This is a genomic window from Streptomyces sp. NPDC085866, assembly GCF_044541035.1.
GTDB lineage: Bacteria > Actinomycetota > Actinomycetes > Streptomycetales > Streptomycetaceae > Streptomyces.
This window is the reverse complement of the sequence record NZ_JBITSQ010000001.1, coordinates 556,075-576,226: the sequence shown is the minus strand read 5'-3', so window position 1 is coordinate 576,226 and position 20,152 is coordinate 556,075. Positions and strand designations below refer to the sequence as shown.

Annotated in this window: 16 protein-coding genes; 9 read left to right on the top strand and 7 right to left on the bottom strand. The window is 70.4% G+C overall.

Annotation, left to right across the window (positions count from 1 at the left end; genetic code table 11):
- Positions 1–143 precede the first annotated feature (143 nt).
- Positions 144–863 carry a hypothetical protein gene (locus ACIF83_RS02555; RefSeq protein ID WP_393465050.1) on the bottom strand — a complete coding sequence of 240 codons (720 nt, stop codon included), beginning with the start codon at positions 861–863 and terminating at the stop codon, positions 144–146.
- A gap of 639 nt (positions 864–1,502) precedes the next feature.
- On the opposite strand from ACIF83_RS02555, the gene ACIF83_RS02550 reads away from it, so the two are divergent.
- The gene (locus tag ACIF83_RS02550) at positions 1,503–2,810 is read left to right on the top strand and encodes a diacylglycerol/lipid kinase family protein (protein ID WP_399722920.1); all 1,308 of its coding nucleotides are present in this window, start codon (positions 1,503–1,505) and stop codon (positions 2,808–2,810) included.
- Between the two features lie 2 nt (positions 2,811–2,812).
- Here the strand turns inward: ACIF83_RS02550 and ACIF83_RS02545 are convergent, their stop codons facing one another.
- The 4 genes from ACIF83_RS02545 to ACIF83_RS02530 form a co-directional block, all read right to left on the bottom strand.
- Complete coding sequence (locus ACIF83_RS02545; protein ID WP_399722918.1) at positions 2,813–4,552, bottom strand: SulP family inorganic anion transporter; 1,740 nt, start codon at positions 4,550–4,552, stop codon at positions 2,813–2,815.
- Between the two features lie 10 nt (positions 4,553–4,562).
- Entirely contained in the window at positions 4,563–7,280 is a 2,718-nt protein-coding gene (locus ACIF83_RS02540) for a cation-translocating P-type ATPase (RefSeq protein ID WP_393465041.1), read from the bottom strand.
- A gap of 41 nt (positions 7,281–7,321) precedes the next feature.
- Positions 7,322–8,323 carry a polyphosphate kinase 2 family protein gene (locus tag ACIF83_RS02535; RefSeq protein WP_393465039.1) on the bottom strand — a complete coding sequence of 334 codons (1,002 nt, stop codon included), beginning with the start codon at positions 8,321–8,323 and terminating at the stop codon, positions 7,322–7,324.
- Between the two features lie 160 nt (positions 8,324–8,483).
- Complete coding sequence (locus ACIF83_RS02530; RefSeq protein ID WP_399722915.1) at positions 8,484–11,033, bottom strand: SpoIIE family protein phosphatase; 2,550 nt, start codon at positions 11,031–11,033, stop codon at positions 8,484–8,486.
- Positions 11,034–11,446: 413 nt separating this feature from the next.
- On the opposite strand from ACIF83_RS02530, the gene ACIF83_RS02525 reads away from it, so the two are divergent.
- The 3 genes from ACIF83_RS02525 (at position 11,447) to ACIF83_RS02515 (ending at position 13,444) form a co-directional block, all read left to right on the top strand.
- Positions 11,447–11,989, top strand: coding sequence for a hypothetical protein (locus ACIF83_RS02525; RefSeq protein ID WP_399722913.1), 543 nt, complete (start codon positions 11,447–11,449; stop codon positions 11,987–11,989).
- Between the two features lie 181 nt (positions 11,990–12,170).
- Complete coding sequence (locus ACIF83_RS02520; RefSeq protein WP_393465030.1) at positions 12,171–12,605, top strand: hypothetical protein; 435 nt, start codon at positions 12,171–12,173, stop codon at positions 12,603–12,605.
- A gap of 143 nt (positions 12,606–12,748) precedes the next feature.
- Positions 12,749–13,444: a DUF899 domain-containing protein gene (locus ACIF83_RS02515; protein WP_398137455.1), complete on the top strand. Its 696-nt coding sequence runs from the start codon at positions 12,749–12,751 to the stop codon at positions 13,442–13,444.
- 16 nt (positions 13,445–13,460) lie between these two features.
- Here the strand turns inward: ACIF83_RS02515 and ACIF83_RS02510 are convergent, their stop codons facing one another.
- On the bottom strand, positions 13,461–14,138 hold the full coding sequence (locus ACIF83_RS02510) for a GAP family protein (RefSeq protein ID WP_393465024.1): 678 nt from the start codon (positions 14,136–14,138) through the stop codon (positions 13,461–13,463).
- A gap of 339 nt (positions 14,139–14,477) precedes the next feature.
- Here ACIF83_RS02510 and ACIF83_RS02505 point away from each other — a divergent pair, with 339 nt between their 5' ends.
- From ACIF83_RS02505 to ACIF83_RS02490, 4 genes are all read left to right on the top strand, one after another.
- A complete protein-coding gene (locus ACIF83_RS02505; protein ID WP_393465021.1) occupies positions 14,478–14,705 on the top strand; it encodes a ferredoxin in 228 nt (75 codons plus the stop codon).
- Complete coding sequence (locus tag ACIF83_RS02500) at positions 14,702–16,093, top strand: NAD(P)/FAD-dependent oxidoreductase (protein ID WP_393465018.1); 1,392 nt, start codon at positions 14,702–14,704, stop codon at positions 16,091–16,093. The genes ACIF83_RS02505 and ACIF83_RS02500 overlap by 4 nt, the downstream gene beginning before the upstream one ends.
- Before the next feature lie 13 nt (positions 16,094–16,106).
- A complete protein-coding gene (locus ACIF83_RS02495; protein ID WP_399722909.1) occupies positions 16,107–17,327 on the top strand; it encodes a cytochrome P450 in 1,221 nt (406 codons plus the stop codon).
- A gap of 128 nt (positions 17,328–17,455) precedes the next feature.
- Complete coding sequence (locus ACIF83_RS02490) at positions 17,456–18,691, top strand: PP2C family protein-serine/threonine phosphatase (RefSeq protein ID WP_399722907.1); 1,236 nt, start codon at positions 17,456–17,458, stop codon at positions 18,689–18,691.
- A 107-nt stretch (positions 18,692–18,798) separates the two neighbouring features.
- Here ACIF83_RS02490 and ACIF83_RS02485 read toward each other — a convergent pair whose 3' ends face one another.
- Positions 18,799–19,353, bottom strand: a complete 555-nt coding sequence (locus ACIF83_RS02485; RefSeq protein WP_399722905.1) for an ATP-binding protein — start codon at positions 19,351–19,353, stop codon at positions 18,799–18,801.
- A gap of 189 nt (positions 19,354–19,542) precedes the next feature.
- On the opposite strand from ACIF83_RS02485, the gene ACIF83_RS02480 reads away from it, so the two are divergent.
- Positions 19,543–20,142 carry a TetR/AcrR family transcriptional regulator gene (locus tag ACIF83_RS02480; protein WP_393465006.1) on the top strand — a complete coding sequence of 200 codons (600 nt, stop codon included), beginning with the start codon at positions 19,543–19,545 and terminating at the stop codon, positions 20,140–20,142.
- The last annotated feature ends 10 nt before the right edge of the window (positions 20,143–20,152 follow it).

Genomic DNA, 20,152 nt, shown 5'->3' with positions numbered 1-20,152 from the left:
CGCCGACCGGAAGACCGGGAGATTCCCAATCCACTGCTGACACCTGCAGGGCAGGCGCTTGACGGCCCCTGCCCTGCTCGGCCGGTCAGGGGCCGCTTCGCTCCACCCCTTCCGGGAGGCCTGCGCGGTGCGGCCGGCGTCGGTCAGGGCTGGGGGGTCACCGCGACCCACTGGGACTGCGGGTCGTTCCCCGACGCCGGGGCGGGACACACGAGGGTGACACTCTGGGTGGCCGCGCAGTGCAGGGTGTAGACGTCGCCGCCCTGAGTGATGATCTTGTAGAACGCGTCGCCGCCGTGGCCGTCGACCGAGACGCCGCAGACCGTTTCCTTGGGGAAGCCGGTGATCGTGCTGAGGTCGGTCCAGCCGGCAGCGTTGCTCGGGCCTGACACGATGTTCGGGTTGTCCGGGGACGGGGCGATGCTGGGACGCCTGCCGGCGAACGGCACCCCACCGACGAGCGCGGCGAGAAATTGCTCGTTGCCATTCGGATTCGTCGAATCGACGCCGGTGCCGCACGCCGTCGCAGTCGCCGTCGCAGTCACGGTTGTAGTCGCGGTCACGGTCGCAGTAGCAGTGGCCGTCTTTGTCACCGTAACAGTGGGCTTGGGATGCTTGGTCTCGCAGTCGTCGCCACCACCTGCGCGGCTGCCCGGCTTCTGGTGGTCGCACTGGTCGTGGGGGTCGCCCGCGTAGGTGTACGTCGCGTGCGTCTGAGAGGTCATGCCGGCGGCCACCGCGACCGCCGGGGTCGCCACCGCGGCCGTCACCGCCGTCGCGATCGCGGCGAGCCTGCGGACCTTGCCGAACCGGCCTTGAGGCGCTGCCCCCAGTAGCGAGGCCGTCCTGTGCTCAGGACTCATGTGGGTGCTCCTTGTTCCTAGAGTTTCGGGTGTTCCCCGAGTCCGAGTGCGAGCTTGGCCTGAGCAGCCGGAGTATCCATCCAAAATTGAGGAAACGCGCTGATAGATCAATAAATCGGACTAGCCAGCGCTTCCTGGAGGAAACAGCGGCGGGCTGTGACTCAGCCGGGATCGAAGTTCTGCGGGCATTCCCCTGGCGAGGGTGCGGCCCTCTTGAGAGGGCGCGGCAACACGGTTCCACGGCGCGGGCCCACGCCGTCCGGGTGCCGGCCGCCCAGTGGGCGAACCGCTCGTGCGCCGGGCGGGCCTCGGCGGGCCGGTCGAGCCGTACGGCCCCCTCCACCTGGGCGGGCAGGCTGTGCAGGGCGATCAGGATGTGGCGGTGCGGGCCGGTGGTGAGCGCGGTGGGTCGACGGCGGCTGGTGGAGCCGGGTGGTCGCGGCCGACGGCAACGAGGTCCCGGGTCGGTCGCTCGACTGCGCTTCCTCGAGGGCTCCGCAGGCGCCAGGCGTGACCCTGCGGCCCGTGACCTGGCGATCGCGTTCACCCGCGTGGGGTGAAGCCGTCCGGTGCCCGCCGGGCCCAAGCTGGACGCGATGACAACTCCTGCGACTGCTCCCGAGGTGTGCCACGCGCACAGTGAGATCGGCTTCCGGCCCGGCTCCCGCCCACTGGGCCCGTGCGGCGCTGCTCGCCCTGCTGGGCAGCGTGACGGTTCCGCTGGTCGTCGCCGGGCTGAAGAGCGTGCTGTGGGTGCTGGTCGGGGTCGCGGGGCTGGCCCTCACCGTCGCCGGGGTGTGGTGGGCCCTCGCGCACACCGGAGTCGTCCGGGCCGTGGGGACGCTGCTGTCGGTGGCCGCGCCCCTGACGGTCCTCGCGCTGTACGCCGCGCACGACCTGCTGTGGGCGGCCTGCCTCTCGCTGGGCCTGTGGGTGCTGGCGGTGGTGGCCGCGCGGATCGCCCTGACGCCCGCGAGTGCCGCCGCGCGCCACCGTGACCGGGGCCCCGTCGAACCGCCGCGCCACCCGTGGGTCCTGATGAACCCGAACTCCGGCGGCGGCAAGGTGGCCCGCTGCCACCTGGCGGAGCGGGCACGGGCAGCGGGCGCCGAGGTCGTCCTGCTGGACCCGACACGGCACCAGGACGTGGCGGAGCTGGCCCGGCGCGCGGTGGCGGACGGCGCCGACCTGCTGGGGGTGGCCGGCGGGGACGGCACACAGGCCCTGGTCGCCGAGGTCGCGGCCCGGCACGGTCTGCCCTTCGTCGTGATCCCGGCCGGCACCCGCAACCACTTCGCCCTGGACCTCGGCCTGGACCGGGAGGATCCTGCGGCCGCCCTGGCGGCACTGACCGACGCCGACGAGTTCCGCGTCGACCTCGGGTTCGCCGCCGACCGGGTGTTCGTCAACAACGTCTCCTTCGGCACGTACGCGGTCGTGGTGGCCAATCCCGCCTACCGGGACCAGAAGGTCCGCACGGCCCTGCGGGAGCTGCCCGATCTGCTCACCGGTGACAAGGCCCCCAGCCTGCGGATGCGGGCCGGACGGTCGCGGGCCTCGGGCCTGCAGGCGCTGCTCGTCAGCAACAACCCCTACCGGCGTGCCGTCGACGCCTCCCGCCCGGGGCGCAGGGTCTGTCTGAACTCCGGACAGCTCGGTGTGCTGTGCGTGCGCGTCGGCAGCACCGCGCAGGCTGCCCGGCTGCTGCGCGGCCCGCGCTCGCCGGGGCTGAGCCGGCTGACCGCGCGGGAGGTCGTCGTCGAGGCGGACGCGCCCACCGTCCCGGCCGGTATCGACGGGGAGCACGTCGTGCTGCCCGTACCCGTCGTGTGCCGGATCGACGCCGGAGCCCTGCGGGTCCGTGTGCCGCGCCGCCGCCCCGGTTCACCGGTCGCCCGGCCGGCCGCCGACTGGCCACGGGTGGCGCGGCTCGCGCTGGGCAGGTGACGTCACCCGGCGCCGGTGGTCCACTGCGCGCCGGTGCGCAGGCGGTAGGCGGCGACGGCGGCCTCGACCGTGGGGAAGAAGTGGTCCGGGTCGATGGTGCGGGTGAGCCCGTAGCGTTCGATCTTCCGCCGCACCGGGTCCTTGAGCTCGGCGAACACCAGATGGACGTGCTCGGCGTTGAGGGCCTGGTCGAGGTCCTCCAGGACGTCGGCGGCGGTGGTGTCCACGTCGGTCATCGGCTCGGCCGCGACCACGATCCAGCTCGGCGGCGGGTCCCCGTGGGCGAGCCGGCGGACCTGGTCGCGGAAGGCCCTGGCGTTGGCGAAGAAGAGCGGCGCGTCGAACCGGTAGATCACCAGGCCGGGCAGCCGCTGCGCGCCGGGGTAGGAGCGGATGTCGTGGAAGCCCTCCAGTCCGGGCACCCGGCCCAGCACGGCGTCGTACGGCCACCAGGCGCGGCGGAAGACGTTCAGGACGGACAGGGCGACCGCGATCGCGATCCCGGGCAGCACCCCGAGGAACGCGACGCCGACGAAGGCCGCGAGCGACAGCAGGAACTCGGCGCGGCGCTGCCGCCACAGCCGTACGGTCCCCGGCAGGTCGGCGAGGGACAGGGACGCGACGATGACCACGGCGGCCAGCGCGGGCTGGGGCAGGTTCCGGAACAGCCCCGGGACGAGCACGAGCATGAGGACGATCAGGGCCGCGCCGACGACCCCGGTCAGCTGGGTCCGCGCGCCCGCCCGTTCGGCCACGGCCGTGCGCGAGCCGCTCGTGCTCACCGGGAACCCCTGGAAGAAGCCCGCGGCCAGGTTGGCCGCCCCGATCCCGGCCATCTCCTGGTTGCCCCGGACCTCCTGCCCGGTGCGGGCCGCGAAGGCCGACGCGTTGGAGATGGTGTCGGCCAGGGAGACCACGGCGATGCCCAGGGCGCCCGCGGACAGCGGCCCGAGGTCGTCGAGCCGGACGTCGGGCAGGGTGAACGGCGGGAAGCCCTTGGGCAGCACCCCGACCAGGCCGACCCCGTGCTCGCCCAGCCCGAACACGGCGGCCGCGCCGATCGCCAGCACCACCATCACCAGCACCGCGGGTACCTTCGGCAGCCGGCGCTGCAGCACCAGCAGCAGCACGACCCCGCCGACCCCCACCGCGGCCGCGGCCGGTACGACCGCCCCGGCGGTCAGCTTCTCGACGAGGCCGACGCACTCGCCGATCAGGGTGTCCGCCTCGACCTTGAAGCCGAGCAGCTTGGGCAGCTGTCCGATCAGGATGGTCAGGGCCAGGCCGTTCATGTAGCCGATCATCGTGGGCTTGGAGATCAGGTCGGCCACGAAGCCGAGCCTCGCCACCGAGGCCAGGATCATCACGAGCGCGACCATCAGGGCGAGCATCGAGGCCAGGGCGACGGCCCGGTCGGGGTCTGCGCCCGCCCCGGCCAGCGGGAGCACGGTGGCGGCGATCATCGGCCCGAGCGAGGAGTCCGGGCCCAGCACCAGGATCCTGGACGGTCCGCAGAGCGCGTAGCCCAGCAGGCACAGGATCGACGTGTACAGGCCGGTGATCGGCGGCAGGCCCGCGAGTTCGGCGTACGCCATGCCCTGCGGCACCAGCAGTGTCGTCAGGACGACTCCGGCGACCAGGTCCTTGGCCAGCCACTCGCGTCGGTACGACGACACGGCGCGGACCCCGGGAACGGCTCGCAGCCCGGACCGTGCCCATGCGGTGGCGTGCCGGTTCGCCATGTACGGCCTTTCACGTCCTTGTGGCCCGCCTGGCGACGAGCTTGCCGAGCTCCCACAGCCCGAGCAGCACCAGTGCGGGCACGAGCGCCCAGCCGAACTGCCGCACGTTGATCTGTGTCGTGCCCAGCAGCCGCCGGAAGCCGTCCATCTGCGTGACCAGCACCGCGAGGACGAACTCCACGAGCATCGCCCAGTTCATCTGCTTGCTGTCGAAGCTGGCGGTCGTCAGGACGGTCTCCGTCTCGCTGCGGCATTCGAGCGCGGCCACGATCAGGCAGAGCGCGAAGGACGTGAACGCGATGGACTGGCCGACGACGGTGCTGCCGTAGTGCGACTCGCCGAGCTTGATCAGGGCGAGCAGGAAGACCGTGATCACCAGCCCGGACAGCCCGACCGTGATCATCACGCCCCTGGTCAGCACGGGTTCACCGCGCGGACGCGGTCTGCGCTCCATGAGTCCGGGGCTCTGCCGGTCGAAGCCGAGCGCGAAGCCGAAGGCCGCGTTGACGAAGAAGTGTATCCACAGCACCTGGGCCGGGCTGAAGGGTTCGCCCGCCGCGATGTCGAACAGGGTCGCGCCGAGGAAGGTCAGGACGAACACCACGAGGAGCACGAGGACGAAGCGGATGTACTTCGTGAGGTTGTCGTAGATCTTGCGGCCCTGCTCGACGGCGAAGACGATCGTCGCGAAGTTGTCGTCGGCCAGCACCATCCGCCCGGCGTTCTTGGCGACCTCCGTGCCGGAGCCCATGGCGATGCCGATGTCGGCCGCCTTGATGGCCGGGGCGTCGTTGACACCGTCCCCGGTCATGGCCACCACGTCGCCCTTCCTCTTGAGCGTGTCGGCGAGCAGCACCTTGTGTTCGGGGGCGACGCGGCCGACCACCCCGATGTCGTCGATCCGGGCGAGCCGCTCGCTCTCCGGAAGCGCGGCGAACTCGGCGCCGAGGAGCGCCTCGCCCTCGATGCCCAGCTGCCGGGCGATGGCGGCGCCCGTGACGACGTCGTCGCCGGTCACCATCCGCACCCGGATGTGCGCCGACTGCGCGTCGGCCACGGCGGCCCGCGACTCCGCACGGGGCGGGTCGACCATGCCGACCAGGCTCGTCATCTGCAGGTCGGTGACGTGGGCGAGCAGGTCCCCGTCCGGATCGAAGGCGGCCGGGTCGAGGTCCCGGCGCGCGGCGGCCATCACCCGCAGCCCCTCGCCGCCCATGCGCTCGACGTGTGTCTGGGCCCGCTCGCGCAGCTCCGCGTCCCAGGGGACGGTCGTACCGTCGCGCAGCGCGGTGGCGGCCCGGGCCATGACCGCGGGTGCCGCCCCCTTCACGAAGCACCGCACGACCGGGCGGCCGGCCGCGTCCGTGGCCGAGTGGAAGGTGGCCATCAGCTTGTACGACGGGTCGAACGGCAGCGTGGCCAGCCGGGGCAGCCGCTCCCGGGTGGCGTCGATGTCCAGCCCGGCCTTGTGGCCGAGCACCAGCAGGGCGCCCTCGGTGGGGTCGCCGACGACCTTGCCGTCCACGAGCCCGGCGTCGCTGGCGACCACGTAGGGCAGGATCGCGTCCTCGATGCCGGGCGTGCTGCCGACGGCGTGCTGGACCTTGCCCTCCAGGCTGTAACCGGTGCCGGAGACGGTGTAGCGGTCGCCGGGATCGACGACCTCCACGACGGTCATCTGGTTCATGGTGAGCGTGCCGGTCTTGTCGGAGTTGATCGCCGAGGTGAACCCCAGCGACTCCACCGACGGCAGGTCCTTCACGATCGCCTGACGCCGGGCCAGATCGACCCCGCCGATCGACAGGATCGTCTGGGTCACCGTGGGCAGCGCCTCCGGAATGGCGGCGATGGCCAGCGAGACGGCGCTCACGAACAGCACGTCCCACGCCTCGCCGCGGCTGCGTCCCAGGACGAACATCACGATCATCGTCAGTCCGGCCGCCCCCGTGATCCACAGGGTGAGCCGGTTGAGCTCCTGGTCCAGCGGGGAGGCCTCGCGGGGCGTCGCCGACAGCATCCCGGAGATGCGGCCGAGTTCGGTGCCGGCGCCCGTGGCCGTGACGATCACCGTCGCGCTGCCGTGCGTGACCGGCGTGTTCATGAACGCCATGTTCGTCCGGTCCCCGGGGCCCAGGTCGCCTCCGGCCAGGGTCGTCGCGTCCTTGGCGGCGGGCACGCTCTCGCCCGTCAGCGCCGACTCGTCGATCTGCAGGGCGCTGGCCGCGATGATCCGGCCGTCGGCGGGGACCTCGTCCCCGGCGGTGAGGAGGACGACATCGCCGACGGCCACCTCCTCGGCCGGGATCTCGGACTCCGTCCCGTCCCGGCGCACCCGGGCGGTCGCCTTGAGCATCGACTTGAGCGCGTTCATGGCGCTCTCCGCCTTGCCCTCCTGCCGCATGCCGACGACCGCGTTGAGGACCGTCAGCGCGACCAGCAGGATGCCCGTGTTCCACTCCGCGATCAGGAACGACACCACGGCGGCGGCGACCAGGACCAGTTGCATGTAGCTGCGGTACTGGGCCAGATAGCGGCGCCAGCCCGGCAGGGGTTTCTCCTCCGGCAGCGCGTTCGGACCGTTCGCCCGCAGCAGCTCCGCGGCCCTCGCCGAGGACAGCCCCACGGCCGGATCCACCTCGAACCCGGCGGCGACCTCCTCCGCGGAGCGCGCGTACCAGGCCCGGTCGTCCGTCGCCCCCTCGTGCGGGGCATCCGTCTGTGCGGTCATGGCGCGCGCTTCCTCTCAGCCGTTCCCGTCAGCCGTTCCCGTCAGCCGTTCCCGCCGGAGTGCTTGCCCTTCCTGCCGGGCTTCCCGTTGCCGGATTCGCCTTTGGGAACCGATACGGCGTACGGGTCGGGCGCGGCACCCTTGGGTGCCTCGCGCTCCAGTTCCCGCCTGACCTCGGCCAGGCCACGCCGGGTCTCCTCACTGACCTGCGGGTACCGGGGATCGATCTCGATCAGCGTGTGCGCCAGCACCGCGGCCGCGCAGATGCGTGCGAACCACTTGCGGTCGGCCGGCACGACGTACCAGGGCGCCCATTCCGTGCTCGTGGCGGACAGCATCTGCGAGAACGCGCGCTGGTAGTCGTCCCACCGGGCCCGCTCCCGGACGTCGGCGGGCGAGAACTTCCAGTTGCGCTCGGGAACGTCGATGCGCTTGAGGAAGCGGATGCGCTGCTCCTCCTTCGACAGGTTCAGGAACAGCTTCACGATCCGGAACCCGTTGTCGGTCAGGTAGCGCTCCCAGTCGTTGATCTCCCGGTACCGCCGGTCCCACACGTCCGGGCCGCGCACCGAGTCCGGCAGCCGCTGCCGGTCGAGGTTCTCCGGGTGCACCCGTACGACCAGGACCTCCTCGTAGTGGGACCGGTTGAAGATGCCGATCTCGCCGCGCCCCGGCAGCCGGCAGGCATAGCGCCACAGATAGTCGTGATCGAGCTCCTCGGCCGAGGGCACCTTGAAGCTGGACACCCGCACACCCTGCGGATTGACTCCACTCATCACGTGACGGATCGTCCCGTCCTTGCCGCCGGCGTCCAGCGCCTGCAGGCACACCAGCACTCCATAGGTGTCCTGGGCCGCCAGCCGCCGCTGGTAGTCGGCGAGCAGCTCGACACCGGTGCGGAGCAGCTCCACGCCCTCCTTCTTCCTGTGGATGCCCGCCTTGTAACCGGGATCGAAGTCGTCCGCCAGATGCACCTTCCTGCCGGGCTCGACCCGCAGAGGCCTGATGAACTCCGCTATGCGTTCGGCCATGTCGTCGGCCATCGTCCGCCCGCCTTCCACCCTGGCCCGACCCGCCGGCCCGGCCTCGCGCCGGGTCGCCTTCCCGACAGGATCGAACCGATCTGCGGGGGCGGCCTCACCCTCCGCGGGTGGTTGCTCCGGCGAGGCAGCCGACGAGCGAGGGCGGGGTGCGCGGGAGGCGCTACCGGCCGTCCGTCGGCTGCAGGTCCTGCTCGGTCCAGATCGTCTTGCCGGTCGGGGTGTAGCGCGTGCCCCAGTGGTGGGTCATCTGGGCGATGATGAACAGGCCCCGGCCTCCCTCGTCGTCGTTCTCCGCGTGCTTCAGATTGGGCGTGGTGTGGCCGGTGTCGGAGACCTCGCAGATCAGGTTCCGGTCGCGGATCAGGCGTACCTGGATCGGACCGCCGCCGGCGTAGCGGATGGCGTTGGTGACCAGTTCGCTGACGATCAGCTCGGTGGTGAACACCAGATCGTCCAGCCCCCAGTCGCCCAGCTGCTTCGCGACGGCGGCGCGGATGGTGGCCACCTCCGCCGGGTCCGAGACCAGTGCCCACTGGGCGAACTGGTTCCGGTCGAGCATGCGGGTGCGGACCGTGAGCAGCGTCGCGTCCACGTCCACCGCCCCGGGCAGCAGGGTGTCCACCACCCTGTCGCACAGCCCTTGCAGGGACCTGCAGTCGCCGGCGAGCACCTGGGACAGCTGCGCGAGCCCGGCGGCCCGGTCGTCGGCCGCCTGGAGGAGGCCGCCCGTGAAGAGGGCGACGACACTGCCCTGCGGGAACTCCAGTTCCGTGCTCTGGTAGGGCGGGCCACTGACTCCCAGCGGCGGCCCGGACGGCAGTTCCGGACACTCGACGACACCCGGGTGCGGTACGACGGCCGCCAGCACCGAGTCCCCGGCCCGCGCCAGGCGGCACTTTCCCGAAGCGGGGTCGTACACCGCGTACAGGCAGGCCACGCCCAGCACCGCGGCGGCCCGCGGCCTCAGGTGGCCGGGACCGTGTCCGGTCCCGCGCTCGCCCGCGGTCTGCTCGGCGAGGTCGCCCAGGCGGGACAGCAGCTCGTCCGGGCTCAGGTCCAGGCGGGCCAGGACGCGTACCCCCGTGCGCAGCTGCCCCATGGTCGCCGCGGCGCGCATGCCGTGACCGAGCACGTCCCCGACGACCAGGCCGACCCGGCTGCCCGACAGGGGGATGACGTCGTACCAGTCGCCGCCCACCCCGGACCCGCTGTCGGCGGGCTGGTAGCGGCTCGCCGAGTCGACGGCGGTGTGCGCCGGCAGGTGGCGCGGCAGCAGGCTCCGCTGGAGTTTGAGGGCCACCGTGTGACCACGGGTGACCACCGGCATCAGCAGGACACCGATCAGCAGGGCGCCGAGGCCCAGGACGGTGACCCCGCCGGTCGGTCCGATCAGTGGCAGGTCGACGCTGGTCGAGCCGTACCGCGGGTTCGCGTAGACGCCGAAGGTGGCGTACAGGAACAGCAGGAGCATGATCAGCCCGCCGAGCGCCGGGAACACTCCCTTGAAGACCATGTCCCGGACGCTGCGGGTGAGGACCTTGCGGTAGTACCAGAGGCAGGCGAAGCCGGTCAGTCCGTACTGGAACGCGATCGCGAGCCCGACCGAGTCGATCGAGTCGGCCACGATGTTCCGGCTGAACGACGTCAGCAGGACCAGCAGGGCGATCGAGACCGCTCCCATGCCGATGGTCCCCCAGGTCGGGGTGAGAAACCTGCGGTGGATGCGGGCGAACCGGGCGGGGACGGCCTTGTGGACCGCCATGGAGAAGACGGTCCTGGCCAGGGGCAGGATGGTGGTCTGGGCGGAGGCCAGCGCCGAGGTCAGCACCATCAGGGTCAGCAGTCTCGACAGGGCCAGCCCCGTTTCACGGCTCCCGAAGACGGCATCGCCCAGTCCGGAGAACACGTCGTCCGAGTTGTCCGGGTTGCCGAGCCCGATGCCCGAGGTGCCGACTCCCGCGAACGCCTGCGACGACGTGGACACCAACCCGTACACGACCAGGAGCAGCACGATGGACAGGACCGCGGCGCGCCCGGGGACGCGCGTGCTGTCGACGGTCTCCTCGTTGACCGAGAAGGCGGTGTCCCATCCCCAGTAGATGAAGACGCCCGCGAGGACGCCCGAGGTCAGGGCCCGTGCCGAGGACACCTCGAAGGGGTTGAACCAGGAGGCGGAGATGTGGATCGCCGTCGCGGGAGGATCGGTGTAGACCCTGACCAGCGCGGCGACGGCGAACAGGATCAGCATCAGCACTTCCAGGCACAGCAGCCAGCGCTGGACGGCCGCCGAGACCTCGATGCCCACGTAGCAGATCGCGGTCAGCACGGCGATCCAGACGATGCCGGCCACCGTGGTCCACAGCCGGCTCTCCCCCAGCGCGTCCAGGCCCACCAGCCGGAAGCCGTAGACACCGGCGATCTCGGCGAGGTTCACCATGACGATGATGTCGGCGACGATGATGCCCCAGCCGCCCATCCAGCCGGTGCGCGGCCCGAAGGCGCGGGTGGCCCAGGTGAAGGTGGTCCCGCAGTCGGCGTTGCTCGCGTTGAGCTCCCGGAAGGCGGACGCGACCAGCAGCATCGGGACGAAGGCCAGCATGGTGACGATCGGGGCCTGCAGTCCGACCCCGGCCACGATGATGCCCAGCGTGGCGGCGATGCTGTACGCCGGGCCGGTGGAGGCCAGGCCCATGGCCACCGAGGAGAACATGCCCAGGGCGTTGCTCCTGAGCCCTTTCCGGCCGGCTCCCGTCCCGGGCGCAGGGCGGCCGACGGGCTCGACGCCGCCAAAGTGCCTCACACTTGATTCCAACGCCGGGCCAGTGCCCTTCGCAACAGCGCGGGGGGCGTCACCGCCGGGTCCTGATTCCTCCACGCGCTGCGCCGACTCGCCCAGGAGGACCAACTGTGCCACCGGCGCGCGCAGGCACACCAGGCCTGACGGAGGTGCATCCTGCGGGGCCGGTCGGGCAACCCGGACTCCGTGCTCGACGTGCCATGCGAAGCTCACATCTTGCTCAGAAGATCCACGGAGGCCGACAAGCCGCCCCTCGCCGCTGACATGATCAGCCGCAAGTGACCAATCGATCCCGGCGCGTCACCCTGGACCAAGGAAGAAATGTCATGCACATGCCCAAGACGACGGCCTCGCGAACCCTCGCAGGACTGAGCATCGTGTGTGCCGCGCTGCTCGCTCCGCTCACCGGCTGCACCTCGGACCACACGGAGGCCAAGAAGCCCGCGTGGCCCACACGTTCGTCCGAGCCGAGTTCGGCAGAGGTGACGGCCACTCCGGGCAGCAGTGCACAGCCGTCCGTCCAAACGCCCCCGGAACTGGACGACGACGAGACACTCGCCGGCCGCCGGAAGGCGACCACCGGCAACGCGAGCCTCGCCTTCGGCAAGGGGAGGAAGGGGGACGCGCTGATCGTCGCGGTCCGCTGCCAAGGCGCAGGCAAGATCAAGGTCGCCGTGCGGCCCGTGCGCGCCTCCTTCCCGCTGGAGTGCCTCGCCGACCAGGTCGGCACCACCTACAACCAGCTGGCTGTCAGCGGCGTGGATCGCAGCGGCATCGTCTCCGTCGAGGCTCCCTCATCCGTGCGCTGGTCGATGACCATCGGCCGCGGTACGCCGGCAGAGGAGGAGACACCCACGCACCAGAGTTGAACATGTTCAGAAACGGTGCCAGCATGACGGGGCCGCGACCGGCAAGCCGTCGAATCACGGCCGTCTTTGATGCTGCTGTTTCTTTGGGGGACTGGTGCTGCGCCACTCATCCGGCCTCACCCGAGGGCGGCGCGCAATGTTCGCCGCCTGCCTGCTCGCACTCACGGGATGCAGTCCCCACATGTATGACGACGTTCCGGCGCTGCATGACGTGAAGCGGGCAGAAGTAGCGGGGTCATGGACCGGCTACGACCGGACGAACATCGCCTTCCGGCCCGACGGCAAGGCCGACATCCGTCTCCTGGACGGACAGGAATGGGACTTCGACGACAGGTGGCGCCTGACAGGCGCCGGAACCTGGAAGCTGACCGACCAGCGGACCGGGTGGAACGACGGCCAGCACGTCCTACTGACTCTCACCGCACGCACGGCGGTGGCGACACGAGCACCGGAGCCGGACGACCCGCCCGCCCCGACGACGGACCGCCCCCAGCCCCCCAAGACCTACACCTGGACATTCGAGTTGCGGCGCAACGACGAGAAGGCACTCGAGCTCTACTTCTTCTTCGGCGACCCGGACTCGCGCAGCACGTACATCCTGCAGAGAGACGCATAGCCGGGGCTGTTCGCACAACGGGACCAGCCATGGAGCCCTCGACAAGGTAATCGAGAAGTCGGCCGGCGACCGATGAGTTCCGCGGCTCGGTGGGGTCTGCCTCTGCACAAGCGAAAGCTGCGCACGAACTCTGTGAGGGGACCATGACCACCCACGCACTACCGCCCGTCGTCGACGCCGCAGCCTGGGAGCACCGGCTCGAGGCACTGCGCGCCCGGGAAAAGGCCGCGACGCGGGAGCTCGACGCCATCGCCGCCGAGCGTCGTCGCCTGCCGATGGTCGAGATGCCCGAATACATCCTCGAGGGCGAGGACGGCCCCGTGCGGCTGGCGGACATCTTCGAAGGCAAGAGGCAACTGATCGTCTACAACCACATGTGGTTCGCCGGCAAGGAATGGCAGTGCTCGGGCTGCACGGGGTACACCTCCCAGTACACCCGCCTGGAGTTCCTGGACAACTACGACGCGCGATTCGTCGTCGTCACCCAGGGCCCGATCGAAGAGGCACTCGCCTACAAGCAGCGGGTCGGCAACCGGATGGCGTGGTACTCGACTGCCGACAGCTCGTTCGGGGCCGACGTCGGCGCACCGCCCGACGGAGGATTCGCGGTCAACGTGTTCCTGCGCGACGGCGAGACCGTCTACCGCACCTGGCACACGAACGGTCGGGGCACCGAGCAGCTCAGTCACACCTTCGCGCTGATCGATGTCCTGCCGTACGGGCGGCAGGAGGAATGGCAGGACTCGCCTGAAGGCTGGCCCCAGTCGCCCACCTACAGCCGGTGGGCGACGTCCCAGGACATCGCCGCACTCCATGGCCCGGGCTCCGGCGACGGCTGAGCCGACGCCGACAAGGTCAGGAAACCAGAACGGCGATGCCGTCCCCCAGCAGCTTCAGCCCGAACACGAAGAACAGAACCGCCATGACGGCCGTGTTGTGCCGCGCCGCCCATTCCTTCCAGTTGCCCAGCAAGTTCTTCGCCCGTTCACCCATGACCAGGAAGACCCCCAGCGGAGTCAGCAGCCCGATGGAAGCGATGAAGACGAAGATCGCGAGCGTGGCGATCTGCTCTGCGACCGGCAGCCCCGACGAGCTGATGGACGCTGCCGCGGCAATGGTCAGCGGGGCGTTCTTCAGGTTGCCTGCCGACAGCAGGAGGGCGAGAAGGAAGATCTTCAGCGGCGTGAAGCGGTCGATCGCCGCCATCCATTTCGGAAACTGCGCCTGCGTGGCATCGGCAGGGCGATGACGCCACAGCTTCACCGCGAAAAGAGCCAGCGCCACGCCCAACGCGAGCTTGAGAGCCCCCACCCAGTCGGCCGGCTGTCCGTGGGTGGTGGCACTCCCCTGGCCGCCGATGACCAGAATCACCGCGCCCAAGGCCGACAGACCCACCACCCAGCCGGTGGTGAACACCAGTCCGTTGACACGTCCCTGGGGCGTTGCCAGCACAATGATGAGGGCGATGATCGGAAGCGGACTGACGGCGACGCCGGCCGCCAACCCCAGAACATCACCCAGCACTTGACCCATGCGTAAAGAATCGACGACAGCGCACGGTCCGTGCCGCATGGGCGCGCGGCATGCGAGTGAATGGCGCTCACGGATGCTCTGGTTCCCCGGGTGCAGGTGATGTGCATGCGGGATAGGCTTTTGACGACAAGGTCAGGTTCTCTGGGCGGTTTTACTGACGCCGGTCGCCTATGCGCGACGTTCAGTTGTTTCTGTTGAGACCCGACGAGCGTGGTGCCCCTCGCCCTTTCCAGGGGTGGGCGACTGCCGAATTCCTTCTCTCGCGCCTGTCTCGCGCTTCGCGTGCCGGAGTGGCACCGGCTTCAGGGTCCGCAGCCTGCAGTCCCTGTGGAGGCCGGGATGAGAATTGTCGTGGACCTTTCCCGATGTGAGGGGTACGCGCAGTGCGCGTTCCTCGCTCCGGACGCGTTCCGGATGCACGGCGAGGAAGCACTGATGTACGACCCGAACCCCGACGACTCCCGGCGCGACCAGGTGCTGCGCGCCGCGGCGGCCTGCCCGGTCCAAGCGATTCTGGTCGACCAGCTGGAGGGCCGGGACGTACCGGTGGAGGCGTCGAAGTCATGACGAGCGCCGACAACCTGCGCGCGTTCAAGCGCGATGGCCGCATCGTGGTCGTCGGGGCGTCACTGGCGGGACTGCGGGCCGCGGAGGCTCTGCGCGACGAGGGTTTCACCGGATCGTTGACCATGATCGGTGACGAGCTGGGCGAGCCCTACGACCGGCCTCCCCTGTCCAAGCAGGTACTGACCGGGTGGGTGCCGGCCGACGGCACCAAACTGCCGCGACGCCGTGACATCAATGCGGAGTGGCTGCTGGGCGTGCCCGCCAGCGGGCTGGACCTGGCAACCGACCACGTGCGTCTCGCCGACGGACGCGAGATTCCCTTCGACCGGGTGCTGATCTCCACCGGGGTACGGGCCCGGCCGTGGTTCGTCGCGAGCGAGGCGGCCCTGGACGGAGTGTTCGTCGTACGCACGCGCGAGCACGCCGAGGGTCTGCAGCGAGCCCTCGCCGCCGGGCCCTCCCGCGTACTGGTCATCGGTGCGGGATTCACCGGCTCCGAGATCGCCTCCATCTGCCGCGAGCGCGACATCCCGGTGACCGTCGCCGAACTCGCGCCTGCCCCGCTGGTCGGGGCGCTCGGTGCCATGATCGGTGAGATCGCGGCCGACATGCAGCGCGCTCACGGTGTCGACCTGCGCTGCGGAGTCAAGGTCACCCGGCTGGAGGGCGACGCCCAGGGGCGGTTCCGCCGTGCCCACTTCGACGACGGCAGCACGATCGACGCCGACGTGGCGGTGGTGGCGCTCGGGGGCATCCGCAACACCGAGTGGCTGCGGGACTCGGGACTGGCGGCAGGTGTCTGGGGAATCGCCTGCGACACGGGCTGCCGCGCCCTCGACCTCAACGGCCTGATCACCGACGACGTCTTCGTCGCCGGAGACGTGGCACGCTGCCCGAACCCGATCTACGAGTACCGGCTCATCTCGCTGGAGCACTGGGCCAACGCCGTGGAGCAGGCCGAGGTCGCGGCGCACAACATGGTCAGTGGGCAGGCGGACCGCTGGCCCCACCTGTCCATCCCCGTGTTCTGGTCGATCCAGTTCGGCGCCAACATCAAGTCCGTCGGCGTGCCGACCTTCGCCGACGAGGTGGTCGTCGCCCAGGGATCGGTGTCCGACCGCCGCTTCGTCGCCGCGTACGGCTACCGGGGCCGCGTCACCGCGGCCGTGAGCTTCAACAACGCGAAGTGGCTGGACCACTACCGACAGCTGATCGAGACGGCCGCGCCCTTCCCGCCGCCCTGCCCCACGCCCGACCAGCCGGCCGACACGAAACCCGTGCCCGTCGACTTCCCCGGCCCCGAGCTGCTCGCCCAGGGCGCCACCGTGGTCGTCACCGGCCACGACCCGAGCGAGCGGCGCGTGACGTCCGTGCAGCAGCACCGGTAGGAGGGAGAGCGAGATGACCACGACCGAGACGCCCGACACGCTGCTCCGGATCCTCGACTACTCCTCCCGGGCCGACCCGTACCCGCTCTACGCGGAGCTGCGCGAGACGCCGGTGGCTCTGCAGGAGGACGGCAGCTACGTCATCAGCACCTACCGCGAGCTCGCGGACATCCTGCACAACCCGCACCTGAGCTCCGACGTCCGCAATCTGTCGCATCCGATGGAGGCGTTCGAGAGACCCGGCACACCGGCGTTCATCAACCTCGACCCGCCCGAACACGACCGCCTGCGGCGCATGGCGATGCGCCACTTCGGCCCCCCGCACACCCCGGGGCTGGTGGCCGGCATGGAACCCGACCTGACCGCCACCGTCGGCAGCCTCATCGACGACTTCGCCGGCAAAGAGCGGATCGACATCGTCGACGACTTCGCCTACCCATTCCCCGTCACCGTGATCTGCCACCTGCTCGGCGTGCCACGCGAGGACGAACCGAGGTTCCACCTGTGGGTGAACGACATCATCGAGTCGATCGACTACAACCCCAAGACCGACCCGAAGGAGAAACTGACGAACGGCCAGCAGGCCAGCCAGGACTTGCGCGAGTACCTCGGCGGGCTGGTGGAGCAACGCCACGGCCGGCCGGGTGACGACCTGCTGTCACGGCTGGCCAACGATGACGGGCCGGACGGGCGGATGACCGACGACGAGATCGTCGCCACTGCCAACCTGCTGCTGATCGCCGGCCACGAGACCACGGTCAACCTCATCACCAACGGCATGCTGACCCTGCTGCGCCACCCGCAGGTGCTGCAGCGACTGCGCGACGAACCGGGCGTGGTCGTCCCGCTGGTCGAAGAACTGCTGCGCTACGAGCCTCCCGTGCACATCATTCCGTGGCGGGCGGCCTTCAGCGACATCACCGTCGCGGAGGCGGTCATCCCCAAGGGCTCGCGGATCCTGCTCATGCTGGCCTCGGGCAGCCGCGACCCGAACCGCTTCCACGATCCCGACCGCTTCGACCCCGACCGGCGGGACAACCGGCACCTCGGCTTCGGCAGCGGCATCCACCTGTGCTTCGGCGGCCCGCTGGCCCGACGGGAAACCCAGATCGCGCTGACCGAACTGGTACGCCGCCTCGACCGGCCCAGCCTGGTCACCGACCCACCGCCGTACCGGCGCAGCCCCGTTCTTCGCGGTCCGATCCATCTGCAGATCGATCAGGGTGACGGTTGACGTGACAGCCGCCCACCCGATCGAGTGCCTCGCTCACCTCGGTGCGCGCGACCACTCGAAGCGGGGTGCGACCGCATGATCCGACGGTGAGGCCATGAGCATGCGGGGCTCGTGGGCGGACGGCGGTCATGGCGGACCTGCTCGGTGAGGTGCTCGCCGACCTGGTGGCGCGGTCGCACCGGGCGACGCCGCTGGAGGTCGCCGGGCTCGTGGACGCCGCGGCCCAAGCCCTGGGCATGGACGCGGCGCTCCTGTATCTGGCCGATGTCCAGCAAAGGCTGCTGGTGCCGCTGCCCCGCAGTCCCGGCACGTCGGGCGGCGGGACCGTGGAGCCGATCCCCATCGAGGGCACCGTGGCCGGATGGGCGTACAGAAAGGAATCGGTGCGGCTGTCACGGCACGGGGTGCCGACCCTGTGGCTGCCGCTGGTCGACGGCGTGGAGCGGATCGGCGTGCTTCAGGTGACCGCGGGCCGGCTGACCGCTCGGCTGCTCCACCATGCGGAGATCCTGGCCTCGGTCGCCGCGGTCATCGTGGTCGGCAAGAGCGGGTTCAGCGATCTGTACGCCCTGACCACGCGACAGCGGCCGATGACGACCGCTGCCGAGATGGTCTGGTCGTTCCTGCCCCCGCGCACTCTGGGTACCCACCAGGTCACCTCCACCGCGGTGATGGAGCCCGCGTACGAGGTCGGCGGCGACGCGTTCGACCACGGCCTGCACGACTCCCGGCTGTACCTGACCGTCGTCGACGCCATGGGCCACGACCTCGCCTCCGGGCTGTGTTCCGCGGTCGCGCTGGCCACCTGCCGCGCCACCCGCCTGGCCGACGGCACACTCACCGACATCGCCGAGCAGGTCGACGCCGAACTCGATCACTGGCTGCCCGACCGCATACTCACCGGCGTCTTCGCCGAACTCGACCTCGACAGCGGGCGGCTGAGCTGGGTCAACTGCGGTCACCCCCCGCCGCTGCTGATACGCGGACACCACGTCATCCCCCAGGCCCTGGAGGCCCCCAGTCAGCTACCGCTGGGCCTCGGACCCGGCAATCGCGACACACTCACCGTCCACCGTGCCCAGCTGGAACCCGGTGACCGCATCCTGATCCACACCGACGGCGTCACCGAGGCCCGGTCCCAGACCGGGGAACTGTTCGGTGAGCAACGCCTGGCCGACTTCGTCACCCGCTCGTTGTCAGCCGGCGAACCCGCCCCTGAAGCACTCAGGCGCCTGATCCACACCATCCTCGACCACCACCAGGGCCGGCTCCGCGACGACGCCACCATCGTCCTGGTCGAATGGCACCCCGCCCCCGACGACGAACCCGCCCCCCACGCGGCCGGCGTCGGACGGCGCGGCTGAAGGCGCTCAGGCCGCGCAGTCAGGTGTGGACGCCTTCCACGGCCCGTACTGCTCGGGCGGGTCGGCCAGGGCGTTCCGCATCGGGCGGCTTCCTCGAGCCACCTTCATCACGGTGCTTGCGTCCCGCGCAGACCGTTCGTGGCTTGCAGCTCGAACCACATGGTCTTGCCGGTGGGGGTCCGCATGCTGCCCCAGGCATCGGCGAGCAGGTCGAGGAGCTCGATGCCCCGGCCACCCTCCGCGTCCGAGTCGACGACGTTGAGCGCGGGGCAGGTGGACTCGGTGTCCTCGACCTCGCACAACAGCCGGGAGTGGCGCAGCCGGAGGTTGAGCCTGAGCGGGCCGCGCGTATGACGCAGGGCGTTGGTGACCAGTTCGCTCACCAGTAGCTCGGCGGTGTCGGCCAGGTCGCCCAGAGCCCAGTCGCTCAGTTGCGCCGTCACCAACCGGCGGGCCCGGCGCACGGAGGTCAGTTCCCGCTGCAGAGGCCAGGAGGCGTCCCAGGCGGTGGCGCGACCGCGCGGCGCGTCCAGCGGTTGCAGCGGCGCGAGCGTGCGGGACCACAGCGCCCACTGCCTGGCGAGCCACGAGGGTGCGGCGGCACGAGCGGACCGCCCTCCCCGGCGAAAGGCGATGGGGTAGCCGATGGCCCAGGTGGCCATGGGAATCAGTCCCTTCCAAGCGGGCGGTCGGACGATCCGCCGATGAACGTGCCGGGCATACGCCGGGCTCTTACACGTAGCAATCGCTACACCTAAAATATAGACGTAATCACCGCTACAGTAAAGACCTGACTAAAAACTCCCATACCGGACAGCTTCAACTCCGGCCCTCACACATCCGGGAGCCCCATGCCTCGCCCGCCCGATCCAGCCAAGCGACGCGACCTTCTCGACCGGGTCCGCGCGTACGTGATGCGCAACGGCCTCGCCGATCTCTCCCTGCGCCCGCTGGCCAAGGCCGTGGGCACCAGCGACCGCATGCTCATCTACCACTTCGGCACCAAGGAACGGATGATCGTCGAGGCCCTCGAGATCTACGAGCGCCGCCCCCTCCTGCGCACCCGCGACCTGCTGGAGACCATCGGCTCGCCCACGGACCCCGCGGGCCTGCGCCGCTTCATGGAGGAGGTGTGGCGGCAATTCAGCGACCCCGACATGCGCGCCATGCTCCCTCTCTACTTCGAGATCCTGAGCGTCAGCGTGCTTCACCCGGACCGCTACGGGCCCGTCATGCGCGACATCGTCACCGAATGGACGGACCTGCTCACCTCCGTCCTGCGGGACTTCGGCATGGCCCAGGACCGGGCCCGGACACAGGCCACCCTCCTGACCGACGCCGCCTTCGGCCTCCTGGTCGCCCCGCTGGCGGACGACCACTGGGACCGGGCCGGCCAGGCCTTCCACGCCCTCCTCGACGCTCTGGAACCCGGATGGCACACCACGACGTGAGGGAACCGGG